Origin of the sequence: Thermococcus profundus (assembly GCF_002214585.1) — an archaeon.
GTDB lineage: Archaea > Methanobacteriota_B > Thermococci > Thermococcales > Thermococcaceae > Thermococcus > Thermococcus profundus.
The window spans coordinates 346267-361139 of sequence record NZ_CP014862.1 but is presented as its reverse complement, the minus strand read 5'-3'; the positions used below and the strand labels follow the sequence as shown (position 1 = coordinate 361139).

Here is a 14873-nt window from a genome sequence, read left to right as displayed (position 1 = left end):
CACCTCCTCAGTAGATTATCACCGGCTTCTCTATATGCTGAAGGATTTTGAGGACGACGGGGCTGGTGGGAGACGTCTTGGTGGGCTCCGCCCCAAAGCTCCTGGAGATGACGAGGAGATCGAAATCCTGGGCGGACATCATGTCTATGACGTCATCGCTCTTGCTCCCTATGATCGGTTCCTTGAGCACTGAAAGCCCGAGCCGCTCAAGCTTCGGAGCGAAGTCCTTGACAGTTTGGCGGGCGAACCTGATCTTCTCCATCCTGAGTTTTTCTGCCTCCTCCTCGCCTAGGGTCTGCTCGATGAGACGGAGCGTCCGCTCCTCTGATACGTAGACCAGCTTGACGAAGGCACCGGAATAGGCACTCAGCGTCTCCAACAGCTCGTCGGGGATATCAAGGGAGAACCTATCTATGGGGAACAGGATCGAGCGAACCTCCGGCAGGACGAGCTCTTCCGGCAGGAGGAGGAACTCACGATAGCGCTTTGCTATCTGCTCGTACCTGTCTCCAGCGATGTTCTTGAACTTCCTCGATATGATCCGGTTGAATATGTCCATGTCCATCCCCGGCGGGGGGGACATATGAAGCAGATTTAAACCTTTTGGTCAGAACCGATGGTTCAGAAAGCGTTCAGCAAACCGAAACCCATTTAACAACACTCCCTCCACATTCTCCGGTGGTGGGAATGAAAAAATTATACAGCATCGCCGCAGTTTTAATCTTCATCCTATCCCTCATTCCAGCAGTGGGCGCCCAGTGCCCCAGCGAAGGGCACACCGTCGTCTTAAAGGCCCCGGCAGTGTCAAGGACGCCCGACGGAAGGTTCGTTGGAGTGGCAACAGACTTCGTCGTCACCGTCGCCCCAGGTAGCGGGCACGTCTACCTGGAGACATGGCCGCTGGCGGAGGTTGACATGCAGGCCAGCGCAAGGTTGGCCACTCAGATAGCGGGAGAAGTGACGGGCAAGGACATGAGCAAATACGACGTGTTCATCCAGGTCAGGGCTGATTCACCCATCATAGGCGGTCCCTCGGCTGGAGGAACAATGACGGTTGGAATAATCGCGGCCCTGGAGGGCTGGAACGTAAAGAGCGACGTTATGATGACGGGCATGATAAACCCGGACGGCACCATAGGGCCAGTCGGCGGAATCCTTGAGAAGGCCAGCGCCGCCGCCTCCGTCGGTGCAAAGCTCTTCCTCATCCCCGAGGGCCAGAGGATTCAGGTGGTTCAGGAGAGCCAGCGGAAGAGCATAGGGGGCATCGTCCAGATAACCACCAAGACAGAGAAGGTCGACGTTGCCCAGTACGCCAAAGACAGGTGGGGCCTCGAGGTCAAGGAGGTGAGGGACATCTACGACGCGGTCTACTACTTCACCGGGCACAGGCTCCAGAAGCCCAAAGTCCCGGACGTGATAAAGATAGATACCTCTTTCCTCGAGGGGGACGCCAGGGAAGACTACCAGAACACAACCGACTACTACAGCGAAGTCCTGAACAAGCTCAAGGAAAGCAACGTCGACTACTCCACCTACACCTCACTGAAGGAGGCCCTCGATCAGGCCAAGTCGATCCTGGACCAGGCTAAGAAGAGCCTCGACGGGGGAATGTACTACACCACGCTGAGCAAGGACTTCCAGGCAAGGATCGTCATAAGGCACGTGGACTGGTACATGAGCGTTCAGAGCGTCCAGGACGTCAGCAACCTCCTCACCAGGGTGAACTCGTACATAAACGAAACGGAAGAACTCGTTTCAAGCAAGCAGATCAGGGGTGTAACCATGCTCCAGGCAGTAGCCGCGGCCGAGGAGAGGATCGAGGAGGCCAAAAGCCTACTCCAGGACGCGTGGAAAGACTTCTACAACGCCGACTACTGGGACGCCGTTGGCAACGCGGCCTACGCATATGAGAGGGCAGACACCGCGCGCTTCTGGGCCAATCTGGGTGAGCGCTTTGCAAAGGGCGACGTCATCGAGAGGGAGGAGCTCAGGGACACGGCCAGGAACTACATAGACGAGTCGAGCCTCATAGCGACGTACATTGAGTCAATGTACGGAAACGTGGTCGGAAACTCCCTGAGCGACGCTATTCAGAAGGCGGAGGAGTACTACGACGACGGAAAGTACTCGGCGGCGATCTTCACTGCCATGGAGGCAAGGGTCAGGGGGGAGGTCTTCCTTGACACCCTCGCCATAGACAACACCACGGTTCTGAAGGACAAGCTTGAAAGCATGAAGTCCGCAGCGAAGACGGCCATAGGCTTGGCCCAGACCAAGGGGATAACGCCCCTCCTGGCCATAGCATACTACGAGTTCGCCGAGAGCTACGAGAAGGAGAACACCACCGAAGGAATCGAGAACGCCATGATATTCTACCAGTACGCCAGGGAGAGCGCCGGCGTTTTCCTGATGAAGGTGAACTCAAGCCCAGGGGTAACCTGGACGAACCCGCTCAGCCCGACAAACAGCACAAGCACTGTGGAACCAACTACCACGAGTACCCCGGGCGAGCAAGGGAACACGACAACTAGTAACTCAGGAATAACCTCGATCTGCGGACCTGGGGTTATAGGCCTTTTCGCATTGTCGCCGCTCCTCAGGAGGAGGCGCTGAAGCCTCTTATTCTTTCAAAATTTTTCCACCGGCAGGTCAATGGAAAGAGTTTTATGGCGGAGCCTGAAGCCCTTAGGGGTGGTTCCATGCCGTACCTGATAATCGAGCACCTTGAGGAGGTAAGCGAGTGGCTCTGGCTGGAGTACTCCCACGTCGTCCAGTGGTGGGGAAACAAGCTCATCTTCACGAACGTCCGCGAGGACGAGAGGGAAAAACTCGCGAAGCTTGGTAGCGTCATTACTGAGAGCGTTACGAAGTTCCCATTCGACCGCTCGAAGCTCATAGTCCTCGACCTCCAGGCGAAGGAGGAGCTGAAGCCAGAGGATATAGAGGAGGACACCATGATAGTCGTCGGTGGGATCCTCGGCGATGCGGTTCCGCGCGGGAGGACGAGGGAGTTCATAACATCAAAGATGGAGGGGGTGAAGGTCAGACACATCGGGAAGCCCCAGTACTCGATAGACGGGGCCTCAATAGTGGCCAAGCTCATAGCTAACGGAAAACGGCTGGATGAGATAGAATACGAGGAGAATCCAACCATCAGGCTCGACGAATTCAGCGAGATAACGCTTCACTATGCGGTTCCAAAGCTTGACGGAAAGCTCCTCCTGACGCCGGGTTTAATAGACCTCCAGAAAAGGGAGCTTGGATATACCGAAGCCGAGGAGGAGATAAGCGACGAGGAACTGCTTGAGTTCTTCGAAGGGAAGAGGGAGCTGTGAAAAGAGAAAGTCCAGCTTGCCTCAAGTTCGAGGAGTAATCAGTTTCTCCCGAATTTTCTCTCCATCGTTTCAATCAGATCCACGTCGGTCTTCTTCGGCCATACGATGCCAAGGGAGCGTATCCTGACCACGGCAAAACCTGCGTTGATCCTGAGTATCCCCCTGAGAACTCGCTTTATAGAGATCACTCACACCACCGCAGATTTTTAGATTTTTGGCTTAAAAATATTTCCATAGATTCAAGTTATTTCACTTTTTCGGCCTCACTATGGGGCACATCCATGAAGCCATGAGCAGGGATTTAATTCCTCTTCCAGCGCTCTGAGATTCTCTCTATCTCTACCCTCACCCTTTCCCTGTCCGCTTTATCAACGACCAAGAAGACCTCCTGAACGCTCCCATCGCTCTTGGCGACAAGCTTCAGTCCGGTCTGTGTTTCCCGTGTGACCTTTATCTCAAAGCCCCTGGAATCGCTGGCGTATATCCTCCCGGGGATTACCTTTTTCACTCCGGGAATGCCGGCTATCTCTTCCAGGGGTTTCTCAAGGCCCTTGAGGAAATGATGCTCCCTCTTGACTCCGCGCTTGAAGTGCTTGGGCATGGTAGGGATAAGAAAAGGAGGATTTTTAGATATTGCGCAATGCTTAAGTTCAGTTACTCAGATATAGACCGGGGAGAAGCATGGAAGAGGTCTGGATACTGAAGGAGTTTGAAAAAGTTGCCCAACTTATGCCAAGGAGGGCCTTATCCCTAATAAAACAAGATAAGGAACTCTTTATGGAGATTATTATTTCCGCGTATCTTGATGGGCTGATAAGTCTTGGAAAAGCCGCCGAAGTTCTTGGAGTTACCAGAGAGGAAGTCGTAGAAGAATTTAAGCGCCGAGGGATCCCCATAAGAACGCCGGACAGAGACGACATTGCTTCCGAGGTGGAGGCGATAGGGTGTTTGTAGTGGATACAACAGTTATTTCAAATTTCGCCAAGACGGAGTCCCTTGACCTGATGAAAGCAATCCTGGGGAAAGATGGCGTCACAACGCCCCAAGTGGTGGATGAGTTCAAGGTAGGGGTAAAACGAGGGAGATATCCAAATCTCGAAATTCCACTAAAAGTCCTCGAACTTACTGAGGCGGAGAGAGAACTCTACAACCTTCTCAATCAAAGTCTTGGAAAAGGAGAGGCCTCGTGCATAGCCATTGCAAAGTTTAGGAATGGAATTCTGCTCAGTGACGACTACGACGCGAGAAAGAAAGCGAGATTGCTCGGTGTCAAGGTTTCAGGCACCATAGGAGTCCTCGTTCTTGGCGTCAAAAGAGGCATCATTGAGCTGGAAGATGCAAACAATATATTGAATGAAATGCTCAAGAAGGGCTTTTACGCTCCAATAAAGAGACTTGAAGAGGTCATGCCCTCTTCCTCACCTTAACTGCCACTCCCTTCCTCGTCCTAACCATTTCCTCGCCGCTGAGCACTGCCTTTCCTACGCCAACAACCTTCCCATCGCGGATTATTCCAACGATGTCGTCCGGCCTGATTACTGGATCAGCCTCTTCAACCCCAACGGCGAAGACGTCGCCGCGGAGCTCGAAGTCCACCTTCACCCAGTAGGAGTTGAGAGCGTCGTATATACGCTGCATTCCAAAGGGTGTGACGCTTATAACGCCGTCCTTGAACGTCCCGGTCTGCTGGCCGTCGATGAGGAGGCGGAGCATCTTCGAGCCCTTAACCTGTCCATTCCCAGGGAGAACCGCCTCCCCAGCTCCCGCTCCGAAGTAGAAGTCGAAGACCTTCCTGATGTTCTCGAAGTAGCGGTAGGTTCTATCTTCCTTGGTGGCCTGAAGTTCGAACTCCTTCAGTGTTTCAGTGAGCGAGCGGAGGCTCTCACTGCTCGTCGTCCCGTTCTCAACGCGGGTGAAGATTATCTCCCTTCCGGAGAGCTCGGAGGCAAGCTTAGCGATCTCGACGTAGGCCTCATCTAGGTGCGCTATCACCGGCACGTCCTTCGGGTACTTTTCGAGAGTTTTGGCTAAGAGTTCCGCGGCCGGCTTTATCTCTTCCTCGCCCCAGTGGCCCGTAACAACTATGTCGTACTTAGCTAACCACTCCCACTCCCTTGGGACGACGCCGAAAGGAGAAGTGAGGATGAGTTCATGAACTTTGAATACTCCTGAACCCAGAGCATCCTTAACTGCCTTTCTGTAGAGGGTGTGGGAGCGGGAGAACGAATAGGGTTTTCTGGCCGAGCAGGGAAATAGGAGGACCAGCTCGGCATTCTTGGATGGGACAAACCGCTCAGCAACGCGCTCGTGCCACCTCTTCACCTCGGGCCTCCTTATGGAGGCGTCGCTGATGAAATAGACGGTCTCCTTCTGAATCGGAGTGTACCTCTCAAGGTAATCCGAGTGCTCAAGGTCGGCTATCCTGAGGATTCCCGCGTTATACTGGGTCGGGAAGAAGTTCTCCACGAGATAGCGGAGCTTTCCACTTTCGAGGGCTTTTCTGACCTCGAGTATGGTTTTGCGAGCGAAGTCGAAGGAGTTTGGGGTATCGCTCCAGACGAAGGGCGAGAACTGGGTGAAGCCCTTGCCCTCAAAGTCGTAGAGCTTGAGCGAGCGCGTGTCGAAGGCGTCAACGCCGAGATAAACGGCGAGGGGATAGAAGAAGGGCTCCAAATCGGCTATGATCATGACGTTCGGGAACCTCTCGCGAAGCTCCCTCAGAATTCTCACGAAGTAGCGGTACTCTTTGATGATGATCTTTGAGTTGCCAAGGTAGACGGCTTCGAAGTTGTATCTCTCGATTATCTTGAAGAACTCATCCAGATACTCCGTCCTCCTAAGGGCGGGAAGGTAGAATGCGTTGAAGCCTTCATAGTCAATGCTCCAGAGCCTTCCAATTGCTTTCTGAATGACCTCCTCCGGCGTGTAGAAGCCGAGGGGAATTGAGGGGGATAGGTTGAAGTCGTAATCACCGGGATCAGAGGGATGGAAGAAGGAGTTGAACGGGGAGAGTGTAAAGTCTACCCCTGCCAGTGCGGGGGTTCTGAACGAGTGCTCCCCCAGCCGAACGAGGCCCAGCCTTCCGGGCCCCTCGTGCCTGATAACTTCCATGGTGAGGCCTCAGACGAGGTTGTACCTCTGGAGAAGCAGCAGCTCGTCGAGGGTGAGCTTCTCTCCCTTCTTGAACTTCTCAAGGGCCTCGACGGCCTTTTCGAAGCTGTTGTCCTTCTTGGCCCTCATCCTGGCGACGAGCCTGTATGCGATGAGCTCCTTGTGCTTGTCGTCGTACTCGCGTATCTTCCTCTCAAGCTCCCTGAGCTGCCTCCTGACCTCCCTGACTTTGTCGCGGAGCTCGACGACCTTGGCGTGGTACTCGTCGGCCTCCTTCTTGACCTCGTCCGCCTGGTTGAAGGCCTTGATCATCATCTCGTGGAACTGCTGGCTCTGGTTTGCCAACTTCTGAATCTCGAGGCTTATGGCCCTCCTGGCCTTCTTAAGCTGGTCGACCTTCTTCCTGGTCTCCACGAGCTTCTTATGGAACCTGTCCGCCTGCTGGATTATCTCGAGTTCCGTCGCGAGAACCTGGATCTGGTCGACGATCTGCTTCTCCCTCTCGGGGGTTATCTTCGGGTTGGTCTGGAGCTCCCACTCGAGCTTCTCGATCTTCTCCTGGATCTTCTCCGCTGGCATGTTGAGCCTTCTAAGCTGGTTGTACTCGTCCCTCTTGGTTCTATATTCGAGTATCTCCTGATAGAGAAGGTCAAGCTTCGCGTTGATCTCCTCACGGTTCTTCTTAAGGGCCTGTATCTGGGCATTGATTTCATCCCTCTTGGCCTTGTACTCCCTGCCCTTCTGGCGAAGTTGCTGAACCTCCTTGTTCTTCTCGTCCCTCTTTTGAATCCAGCTCTGGAGCTCCTTTTCGAGCTCGTCGAGCTTGGCCCGGATTTCGCTCCTCTCCTTCTCCAGGGCCTCAATTTCCTTCTTGATCCTCTTTATTTCCTCTGGATCCACTTTGACCGTTGGCATCGCTCTTACCCCTCTCCTCTTTTTAGAACAGGCACTCAAACCGTTTCTGGTGGGGGAAAGGAAAAACCAAATAAAAACTTTTTGGCTGGGAAAGCAAAAATTCCCCAGAAGACTGTGCTCACCCATCCACCTTCACGTCCACGACCGCCCATCCCCTCCAGCCGTCCTCCCCCAAGGCAACAATGTAAACGGGGTAAACTCCACGGAAGGCTGCACTTCCCGCCGAGATTCTAATTTCGAAGGTCCCGTTACTCCCCGGAACCACGTCGAGCACCTCGGGCGTTATACTCACGGCGATCCCGGATATCGGCTCCAGCTTCGGTGCAACACCACTCCAAGCATCGGGGAGCCCGTCATCACCGAGATAAGCCCTAATCCGAACCCTCCCGCCGTAATAACCTCGCACACTACCGCCGGCGGACGAAACTGTGTACTCCCGCGGAAAAACTAATCCCGTAAGAATCACAGTACCGTTCACGGGCACGGTTACACTACTTAAGCTTTCCTATTGCTTAAACTCTCATTGAAACAAACCCAAAGAAAATGGTATATACAACAAAAAATCTACCCATATACGGTGGTGAAAATGGCGATAGACGTTGATATTATACAAGACGTGGAGACGTTCCTGAAGAACCTCAACGGCTACGAACTCCTGAGCTACGCAATATGCAACGAGGAGTGCGGTGCGGAAACCTACGAGTGGCTCGCGGATCACGTGGAGGGGGCCCTGGCCGCCGAGTTCATGACCCTGGCCCGGGAGAGGAGGAAGCACGCGGAGCAGATAAGGGGGCTATTCAAGGATCTCTATCCCGGCATGGAACCGCTGAAGTTCAACGCCCCACCCCTAGACACCCTGCCGGTGTGCCGTGAAATGCTCAAGGTGGGAAGCGTCGAAGAGGCCATTGGGATGGCCCTGCTGTCGGAGATGATAGGCAGGGACGTCTACAGAAAGCTCAAGAGGCTCACGGGCGAGGAGAAAGTTGCAGAGCTGTTCGGGAAGCTGGCCGAGATAAAAGAAGATGCCTACGAAAGACTCCTCACTCTCTACAACGCCGCGGTCGAAGCTGGAGCGGCCCGCCAGGTTTAAATATTTCCCCTCCCACATTACCCCGGTGATACCATGTTCGTCGGACACTACACGGACGTTCCGGAGGAGGACACAGGTTTTGAGGGAGTAACTATAAGGTGGCTCGTCTATCCAAAGCTAGGTGCTAAGAACTTCGCCATGAGGTACTTCGTCCTCAAAAAGGACGCTGAAATACCGATCCACCAGCACGACTGGGAGCACGAGATATTCATCATGAAGGGAGATGGAATAATAACGAACGAAAAGGAAGAAGTCCACGTCAAGGCCGGGAACTTTCTCTACGTTCCGCCCAACGAGCCCCACGGTTACAAGGCCCTGACCGAGACATTTGAGTTCCTATGCCTCATTCCGGCAAAGAAAGAGGCCGTCCCAGAGGAGAAGTGGTAATCAGAGGTTACCCTTCCCCGGCTTCCTGGCCCGCCTCACCATGTACATCCTTCTATTTTTCTGGAGAAGAGCCTTTTCCCTTTCCTCAGAGTCCTCCCCCTCCGTCAGGATGACTCCGATTTCATAGGCTATAGAAGCCATCAGCACTATGAACGAGACTGCCGCTATGAGCGGAGCCCTCAAAAGAACGTTGCCAACCCCGGGGATCCTTAAAACCACCCTGCCAACCACTTGATCCGGATAAACCCTCCAGGGATCCGCGTATTTTCTGTTGTCCCCCCTAGTGACGTAGTAGAGGTTTCCATCCTCGTCGGTTCTAACATCGACGATTCTGTGGGTTATCCTGTACGTGGAATCCCCCACCGTCACCCGATAGAGGATGATGTCGCCGACGTGGAGCTCATCTGGAGAAACGGGTCTGGTAACCACGAGATCACCGGGGTTTATGGTGGGCTTCATCGAGTCCGTCAGGATGACGACGTACTGAAAGCCGAAGGCGAAGTGGAAAACCACGATTAGGAGGACAAACGCAAGGAGAGAGTATAAGATCAGGGAGATTAGACCTATCCGGTGTCTTACCATTTAACACCACCTAATTACAGCCGCATTCCACTCCCATTTCACCGATTTCAGCGTCGTAATTAACACGGTGCACTACATAAACCCAGTCCACATAGGCTAGAAGATTAACGGTGGAAGAGCCTCCGTTGGCCTGACCGAAGCCCACCGAGACGGTGGAGTAAAAGAACTCGTAGTAATTCTCGAACCCATGGGAGACCAGAGTTTTTCCATTTGAGAACTTCTCAACCCTTCCGGTGCTGTTGTAGGGAGTCACGAGTATCTCGCCGAGATAGTACTGTTTTCCGGCTTTTGAGCCCATCTTTCTCCCGTTCCAGTCGTTCCCGAACTCGAACTTGAACCTAGAACCCTTCTCACGGATCCCGATGTAATCATAGCCTTCCCAATCAGGGTCGTAGATGAACATGTAAAAGGGATAGCTGGTGGAGTTCTGGGCATCAGATCCCCTGCGGAACTTAAAGACTATCTCGTATGAACCATCAACGGTCAGCGTGGTGAGCTGGGCCTCCTTTGAGGTGCCACTGGAAAGTGTGGAATTTACCGCGAGTCTTCCGTTCTTCACCTGCAACTCACCATCCGCGAAGGACTGTGAGTTACCGAAGATGCCCGTGTCCACGTGAGGATAGTTTTTAAGCCGGTTGAAGTTCTCGAAGTAAACGAAAAGTTTTCCAGGCTTTCTGTAACCCCTGTAAGGATTGTCGGAGCCGTAGTAGATCCTTACAACCCTCCAGCCGTTGGCTTCTATCCTGGGAACCCTGAAGAAGACAGTGAAAACTTTCGATGTCCTCCTCATGACCCAGTAGTAGAGAGGGTTCCCGTTTTCATCGACGGCGTAGACGTTGCCAGCTTTGAGCAGGGAATAGGCAGGTATTCTGTCCGCGGGGATAGTTACGTTGAAGGTCTGATTGACTAGGGTAGCTCCTTCGAGGTTGGTGATGTTGACGTCGATGTAGTATCTCCCAGCGGTGCAGGATTCTATCGACTGGACGTTCAAGCTGATGGAAGGAACCGAAAGAGCAGGAGTTACGACTAGGGCGAAGAGAAGGAACACGAGGGAGAGACTAAGGGGTTTTAGGGGGACGTGGTGGCGTGTCATGGCCATTAACAGGTGAAGAAGAAATTTAGAAAAGGGCAATACTGGATCACGCGTTAACCTCTTGTCCCTGGTAGACTATAGTGACCGTGTTGATGTTGGAGATATCGTCAAGACTGAGGGCTGGACTGAACGCTACAGTATAGTACCCGTTGTTTGAATCGTACTGAGCTTCATAGTTATTGCCATTGATCACAACATACACATGTCCATTGCCCTGTGGGTCCTGATTGAGATGTATAATTGCCCCGGTAACTACGTACTGCCCGCCCTGGAACTGGAGCTCCCAGTTAACAGCCGCACTTGAAACTGTCTGAGTGTAGCCCCCAGTTCCCTTGTCAAGCTCCTGAACACTCACATTAATGGCTGGCACAGCCAGAGCCGCCCCGACCATCGTTGCCAGCAGGGCCAGAACAAGCGGGATGAGTTTCTTCTGATTCGCCCTTCTGCGCATTTAACACACCTCCAATTAGATCCTCAGACGTCAGTTTTGGAAATTGAACTATAAAAACGTTTCTTAAACAATTTACAGGCATCTCGGGGCATATTTGGACCAACAACAAGACAAGGTGGTTATTTTACAGCCCAGTCGGCCACATCTTGAAGAAATCCCAAAAATACCATCATCGTCACGTAGAAACTCTAGATGCTGGAAAGGGAGGACAACGGGGAATAGTACGTTCTAACCCAGGAGTGTGCCCCTTAAATAGGTGGAGCCTGCCCAGGTCACCTCGGCCGCACCCAGCATACCAGCCTCGCCAGAATCGAGGATGATGTCCTTGTAGTTGAACGTTCTCCCCTCAACTCCCCCCTTCTCACCGGCCCCGTGCACCAAAACCTCAACCTTCCTTCCGAGGTAGGCCTGATTTATCTCGTAGGCTATCTGGAGGCGGAGTCTGTGAAGGATCCTCGACCTCTCCTTGGCCTTCCAGCCCGGGATCTGCTTCCACTTCGCCGCTATCGTGCCCGGCCTCGGTGAGTAGCGGGAGACGTTTATCTTGTCCGGCCTGACCCTGCTCACGAGATCGACGGTGTTCTGAAACGCCTCATCGCTCTCTCCAGGGAAGCCGACTATTATGTCAGTGTTGAGGTTCAAACCCGGGATTTTCCCCCGGAACTCGCGGACTATCCCCTCAAACTCCTCAACCGTGTACGTCCTCCCCATGCGTCTCAACACGTCATCGTCCCCGCTCTGGACCGGCAGATGGAGGAACTTGTAGATCTTCGGGTCCTGGTAGACCTCTATCAGCTCATCGAGGAACTTTAGGACGTGGTTTGGGTTCATCATCCCTACCCTAACCCTGAAATCCCCTTCAATCGCCGTTATCTCATCGAGGAGCTTAGCTAAGTTCGTGCCGATGTCGAAGCCATAGCAACCTGTGTCCTCGCTGGAGAGCTGTATCTCCCTGTAACCCCTTGCGAGAGCTTCCTTTACCCACTTCACCACGAGCTCCGGCTTGTAGCTCTTGAGAACTCCACGGGCGAACCTAGTGGCGCAGTAGGTACAGGCGTTGAGACAGCCCTCGCTTATCGGCACCACGAAGGCGACCCCCGATTTCCACAGCCGTGGAAGTTCGAGCTTGTCGGGATTCCTCTCACGCCAGCCTTCAACCGATACCAGCTTTCCACCGCGCTCGGCAGCGTTTATAGCTTCAACTATCCGGTCCAAGCTCTTAACCCCGAGGATTCCGGAGACGCGGGGGTCTATAACGTCGGGGTTAACGTGGACGAGGCATCCTGTAGCTATCACCCTCCTGCCGGAGTCTATCAGCTCGCGGATTCTCCTGGCCATCTTGTGCTCCGTTGGATCCTTAACGGCGCAGGTGTTGACGACTACGTAATCGGCATTCTCCGGAGTCTCGGCTAACTCGTAGCCGGCTTTGAGAAGGAGGGCCTCCATTATCTCGCCGTCCGCCCTGTTCCTTGTACAGCCGTAGCTCTCGACGTAAACCCTTACCATCGGCGGGGCCTCAACGATGGGCTTAAAAAGTTAAGGGGACAGAAGTGGCCATCACCAGGGAACGCTCTTCCAGCCCATTTTGTAGGCAAAGTAGTTGGCGGACCAGTGGATCAGAGGGGTGAGTATTAGGAGTGCGAGCATCTGCCCGGAGGATATCGTTTTAACGGGATAGGCAAAGGCCATGGCGCTTATGAGGAAGCCGAGCTGGTCAAGGCCGACTGCCGGATAGCCCCTGGGGAGGTCAAAGCGGCGCTTTATGAAGCTCCCCACTAAGTCACCGACGAGGGCGCCGAAGGAGAGGAGGAAAGCCAGGAGAACTGCCTCCCCCAGGGAGCCGTAGAAGCTGGGGGTTAGAACGTACTGGAGAATGCCAACGACTGTTCCGATTAGAACCCCCCCGATGAAGCCCCTCCAAGTCTTTCCGTCGCCGAGGATCCGCTTTCCATCTCTCCACTTCCTGCCGCCGTCTATCGGCCTCCCTCCCCCAACGAGGACGGGGGAAGCGTTGGCGAAGTAAGCCGGAAGGATGTACCAGAAGGCCCAGAGGAGTGATGAGAGCCATCCCATTGATTCCACCGCTGGAAGTTAGAGGGCGCTTTAAAAAGTCTTCCGGTGAAAGGGTTTTTAAAACCGTCTTCGAAACCGGGCGGGGGTGAGGGAATGCCTGTGAAATGCAAGTTCTGCGAGAAACCCGCCTTCATCAAGCTCCACTACCCAAAAATGTACCTCTGCGAGGAGCACTTCACCGAGTACTTTGAGAGGAAGGTGAAGAGAACGATAGAGCGCTACAAGATGCTGAGGCCGGACGAGAGGGTTCTAGTCGTCGTCAGCGGGGGCAAGGACTCTGCCGTTACCGCCCACGTTCTCAAAAAGCTCGGCTACGATATAGAGTGCCTCCACATAAACCTGGGCATCGGTGAGTACTCGGAGAAGGGCGAGCGCTACGCCAGGGAGCAGTGCGAGAAGATAGGCGCTCCTCTTCACATCGTCCGTGTAAAGGAGCTTTTGGGTCACGGGATTGGAGAGGTAAGGACGAGGAGGCCTACCTGCTCCTACTGCGGCTTAACCAAGCGCTACATCTTCAACAAGTTCGCCTACGACAACGGCTTCGACGCGGTAGCAACCGGCCACAACCTCGACGACGAGGCCAGCTTCATCTTCAACAACATAATGAACTGGAACACGCAGTATCTGGCGAAGCAGGGGCCGGTAACTCCGTCCCAGTTCAACGGCAAGCTCGTCAAGAAGGTAAAGCCGCTCTACGAGCTCACGGAGAGGGAGGTTGTTGCATACGCTTTAGCTAACGGCATAGAGTACGAGATAGACGAGTGCCCGCACGCGAGGGGGGCAACGACCCTGGAGTGGAAGGGAATTCTCAACGAGATGGAGGAGAAGAGGCCCGGGACGAAGATAAACTTCGTTAAAGGCTATTTGAGAAAGAAGCACCTCTTCGAGGCCGAACTTGAGGAGACCGAGCTGAGGGAGTGCAAGGTCTGCGGTATGCCATCCAGCGGTGAAGTGTGTTCATTCTGCCGCTTCTGGGGGCTGGAGGAGCCTATTGACTTCAAAATCAGAGGCGCAATGGAGAACACAAAATAACTCAATAGAAAAAGGGGCATGATAACATAGCCCCCACTGGCTTTCCTAATTATTCCATCTAGAGAAAATCAGGACGCAATCCATTTAAGGTCTGGACACATAAAGTACCAACTAGGAGGCAGTTCCAATGAACCTACGGGACATGTTTTTGATAACAATCTGGGAGAGTGTAAAACCCGGGGAGACTGTGCTTTTCGAGAGGAGTGGAGAGGGCAGTATGGGTATCGGGGTGTATCACACGGCAATTTGGGCCCGGAAAAGGGGAATAAAGCTTGTTGTTGTGGATATACTGGATGCGTATTCAACGCTGATCTCAAAGATGAAACTTATGGGAATGGAAACCAGCTCCTTGGAGAACGTAGATGTGATAAAACTTGGCGGAGGAAGCACTGCTGGAAACGTAAGGGTTAAGATAAAAGACATTTCCGAGCCAGTTATACTGTCAAAGAAGTTCAATGAAGCGTACAGAGCAGTACTCTCCGAGGAAAAGGGCCAGGTTCTAACCCTCGCCTTCGGGCTTGAGAAGCTCTTCACCGCCCTGAATCTCTCGGAACGTGCGGTCCAGCTCATAATCGATCAGCTTGCCAAGTACATAGGGGACGATAGGAGGATAACGATACTCCTCGTGAACAGTGACATCCTTCCAGAGAACCGCAAATTCGTGCTTAATTTACTTGAAGATATGGCAACTACCGTCATCAGAACCTCCAAAATGGGAAGAATGATTGAGTTCCACATCATAAAGTCCATCAACAGTGAGCTTGAAGGGATCTGCGTCAGATTTTAACAGAGCATAAAAGAAGA

At 53.3% G+C, this 14873-nt stretch carries 19 protein-coding genes; 8 read left to right on the top strand and 11 right to left on the bottom strand.

The genetic code is table 11. From position 1 onward, the window contains the following. Window positions 1–7: 7 nt before the first annotated feature. A complete protein-coding gene (locus tag A3L09_RS01975; protein WP_335755341.1) occupies window positions 8–565 on the bottom strand; it encodes a universal stress protein in 558 nt (185 codons plus the stop codon). A gap of 122 nt (window positions 566–687) precedes the next feature. Here A3L09_RS01975 and A3L09_RS01970 point away from each other — a divergent pair, with 122 nt between their 5' ends. Beyond that, window positions 688–2613, top strand: coding sequence for a S16 family serine protease (locus A3L09_RS01970; RefSeq protein WP_088857386.1), 1926 nt, complete (start codon window positions 688–690; stop codon window positions 2611–2613). 86 nt (window positions 2614–2699) lie between these two features. Beyond that, the gene (locus A3L09_RS01965) at window positions 2700–3335 is read left to right on the top strand and encodes a hypothetical protein (protein WP_088857385.1); all 636 of its coding nucleotides are present in this window, start codon (window positions 2700–2702) and stop codon (window positions 3333–3335) included. A gap of 38 nt (window positions 3336–3373) precedes the next feature. On the opposite strand, the gene A3L09_RS10820 is transcribed toward A3L09_RS01965, so the two are convergent. Beyond that, window positions 3374–3523, bottom strand: coding sequence for a hypothetical protein (locus tag A3L09_RS10820; RefSeq protein WP_157727183.1), 150 nt, complete (start codon window positions 3521–3523; stop codon window positions 3374–3376). Window positions 3524–3636: 113 nt separating this feature from the next. Continuing rightward, entirely contained in the window at window positions 3637–3936 is a 300-nt protein-coding gene (locus A3L09_RS01960) for a DUF2103 domain-containing protein (RefSeq protein WP_088857384.1), read from the bottom strand. A gap of 80 nt (window positions 3937–4016) precedes the next feature. Here A3L09_RS01960 and A3L09_RS01955 point away from each other — a divergent pair, with 80 nt between their 5' ends. Beyond that, the gene (locus tag A3L09_RS01955; RefSeq protein ID WP_088857383.1) at window positions 4017–4289 is read left to right on the top strand and encodes a UPF0175 family protein; all 273 of its coding nucleotides are present in this window, start codon (window positions 4017–4019) and stop codon (window positions 4287–4289) included. Further along, the gene (locus A3L09_RS01950; RefSeq protein WP_088857382.1) at window positions 4280–4762 is read left to right on the top strand and encodes a DUF3368 domain-containing protein; all 483 of its coding nucleotides are present in this window, start codon (window positions 4280–4282) and stop codon (window positions 4760–4762) included. The genes A3L09_RS01955 and A3L09_RS01950 overlap by 10 nt, the downstream gene beginning before the upstream one ends. Here A3L09_RS01950 and arcS read toward each other — a convergent pair. From arcS to A3L09_RS01935, 3 genes are all read right to left on the bottom strand, one after another. After that, window positions 4740–6446 (bottom strand): archaeosine synthase subunit alpha, encoded by a 1707-nt coding sequence (gene arcS / locus A3L09_RS01945; RefSeq protein ID WP_088857381.1) that lies wholly within the window; start codon window positions 6444–6446, stop codon window positions 4740–4742. The two genes, A3L09_RS01950 and arcS, sit on opposite strands and share 23 nt — an antisense overlap. Before the next feature lie 9 nt (window positions 6447–6455). Then, window positions 6456–7361: a coiled-coil protein gene (locus A3L09_RS01940; protein WP_088857380.1), complete on the bottom strand. Its 906-nt coding sequence runs from the start codon at window positions 7359–7361 to the stop codon at window positions 6456–6458. Between the two features lie 118 nt (window positions 7362–7479). Continuing rightward, window positions 7480–7767 carry a hypothetical protein gene (locus tag A3L09_RS01935; protein ID WP_088857379.1) on the bottom strand — a complete coding sequence of 96 codons (288 nt, stop codon included), beginning with the start codon at window positions 7765–7767 and terminating at the stop codon, window positions 7480–7482. Between the two features lie 180 nt (window positions 7768–7947). On the opposite strand from A3L09_RS01935, the gene A3L09_RS01930 reads away from it, so the two are divergent. Together A3L09_RS01930 and A3L09_RS01925 are read left to right on the top strand one after the other, a co-directional pair. Then, a complete protein-coding gene (locus A3L09_RS01930) occupies window positions 7948–8451 on the top strand; it encodes a ferritin-like domain-containing protein (protein ID WP_088857378.1) in 504 nt (167 codons plus the stop codon). A 33-nt stretch (window positions 8452–8484) separates the two neighbouring features. Continuing rightward, window positions 8485–8838 (top strand): cupin domain-containing protein, encoded by a 354-nt coding sequence (locus A3L09_RS01925; RefSeq protein WP_088857377.1) that lies wholly within the window; start codon window positions 8485–8487, stop codon window positions 8836–8838. Here A3L09_RS01925 and A3L09_RS01920 read toward each other — a convergent pair whose 3' ends face one another. The 5 genes from A3L09_RS01920 to A3L09_RS01900 form a co-directional block, all read right to left on the bottom strand. Then, window positions 8839–9420 carry a signal peptidase I gene (locus A3L09_RS01920; RefSeq protein ID WP_088857376.1) on the bottom strand — a complete coding sequence of 194 codons (582 nt, stop codon included), beginning with the start codon at window positions 9418–9420 and terminating at the stop codon, window positions 8839–8841. Window positions 9421–9430: 10 nt separating this feature from the next. Then, window positions 9431–10519 (bottom strand): DUF2341 domain-containing protein, encoded by a 1089-nt coding sequence (locus tag A3L09_RS01915; protein ID WP_157727181.1) that lies wholly within the window; start codon window positions 10517–10519, stop codon window positions 9431–9433. Between the two features lie 40 nt (window positions 10520–10559). After that, window positions 10560–10964 carry a hypothetical protein gene (locus A3L09_RS01910; RefSeq protein WP_088857374.1) on the bottom strand — a complete coding sequence of 135 codons (405 nt, stop codon included), beginning with the start codon at window positions 10962–10964 and terminating at the stop codon, window positions 10560–10562. A 228-nt stretch (window positions 10965–11192) separates the two neighbouring features. Next, the gene (locus A3L09_RS01905) at window positions 11193–12470 is read right to left on the bottom strand and encodes a tRNA (N(6)-L-threonylcarbamoyladenosine(37)-C(2))-methylthiotransferase (RefSeq protein ID WP_088857373.1); all 1278 of its coding nucleotides are present in this window, start codon (window positions 12468–12470) and stop codon (window positions 11193–11195) included. Between the two features lie 51 nt (window positions 12471–12521). Continuing rightward, complete coding sequence (locus tag A3L09_RS01900) at window positions 12522–13037, bottom strand: CDP-2,3-bis-(O-geranylgeranyl)-sn-glycerol synthase (protein ID WP_088857372.1); 516 nt, start codon at window positions 13035–13037, stop codon at window positions 12522–12524. Window positions 13038–13130: 93 nt separating this feature from the next. On the opposite strand from A3L09_RS01900, the gene ttuA reads away from it, so the two are divergent. Both ttuA and A3L09_RS01890 read left to right on the top strand, forming a co-directional pair. Next, window positions 13131–14069: a tRNA-5-methyluridine(54) 2-sulfurtransferase gene (ttuA, locus tag A3L09_RS01895; protein WP_088857371.1), complete on the top strand. Its 939-nt coding sequence runs from the start codon at window positions 13131–13133 to the stop codon at window positions 14067–14069. A 187-nt stretch (window positions 14070–14256) separates the two neighbouring features. Next, window positions 14257–14856, top strand: coding sequence for a DUF257 family protein (locus A3L09_RS01890; protein WP_157727180.1), 600 nt, complete (start codon window positions 14257–14259; stop codon window positions 14854–14856). Window positions 14857–14873: the final 17 nt, after the last annotated feature.

What these genes read in the sequence shown, in the direction of transcription:
- A3L09_RS01975 (WP_335755341.1), bottom strand. Translation starts at nt 565, where the DNA reads ATGGACATGGACATATTCAACCGGATCATATCGAGGAAGTTCAAGAAC.
- A3L09_RS01970 (WP_088857386.1), top strand. Translation starts at nt 688, where the DNA reads ATGAAAAAATTATACAGCATCGCCGCAGTTTTAATCTTCATCCTATCC.
- A3L09_RS01965 (WP_088857385.1), top strand. Translation starts at nt 2,700, where the DNA reads ATGCCGTACCTGATAATCGAGCACCTTGAGGAGGTAAGCGAGTGGCTC.
- A3L09_RS01960 (WP_088857384.1), bottom strand. Translation starts at nt 3,936, where the DNA reads ATGCCCAAGCACTTCAAGCGCGGAGTCAAGAGGGAGCATCATTTCCTC.
- A3L09_RS01955 (WP_088857383.1), top strand. Translation starts at nt 4,017, where the DNA reads ATGGAAGAGGTCTGGATACTGAAGGAGTTTGAAAAAGTTGCCCAACTT.
- arcS (WP_088857381.1), bottom strand. Translation starts at nt 6,446, where the DNA reads ATGGAAGTTATCAGGCACGAGGGGCCCGGAAGGCTGGGCCTCGTTCGG.
- A3L09_RS01940 (WP_088857380.1), bottom strand. Translation starts at nt 7,361, where the DNA reads ATGCCAACGGTCAAAGTGGATCCAGAGGAAATAAAGAGGATCAAGAAG.
- A3L09_RS01930 (WP_088857378.1), top strand. Translation starts at nt 7,948, where the DNA reads ATGGCGATAGACGTTGATATTATACAAGACGTGGAGACGTTCCTGAAG.
- A3L09_RS01925 (WP_088857377.1), top strand. Translation starts at nt 8,485, where the DNA reads ATGTTCGTCGGACACTACACGGACGTTCCGGAGGAGGACACAGGTTTT.
- A3L09_RS01920 (WP_088857376.1), bottom strand. Translation starts at nt 9,420, where the DNA reads ATGGTAAGACACCGGATAGGTCTAATCTCCCTGATCTTATACTCTCTC.
- A3L09_RS01915 (WP_157727181.1), bottom strand. Translation starts at nt 10,519, where the DNA reads ATGGCCATGACACGCCACCACGTCCCCCTAAAACCCCTTAGTCTCTCC.
- A3L09_RS01910 (WP_088857374.1), bottom strand. Translation starts at nt 10,964, where the DNA reads ATGCGCAGAAGGGCGAATCAGAAGAAACTCATCCCGCTTGTTCTGGCC.
- A3L09_RS01905 (WP_088857373.1), bottom strand. Translation starts at nt 12,470, where the DNA reads ATGGTAAGGGTTTACGTCGAGAGCTACGGCTGTACAAGGAACAGGGCG.
- A3L09_RS01900 (WP_088857372.1), bottom strand. Translation starts at nt 13,037, where the DNA reads ATGGGATGGCTCTCATCACTCCTCTGGGCCTTCTGGTACATCCTTCCG.
- ttuA (WP_088857371.1), top strand. Translation starts at nt 13,131, where the DNA reads ATGCCTGTGAAATGCAAGTTCTGCGAGAAACCCGCCTTCATCAAGCTC.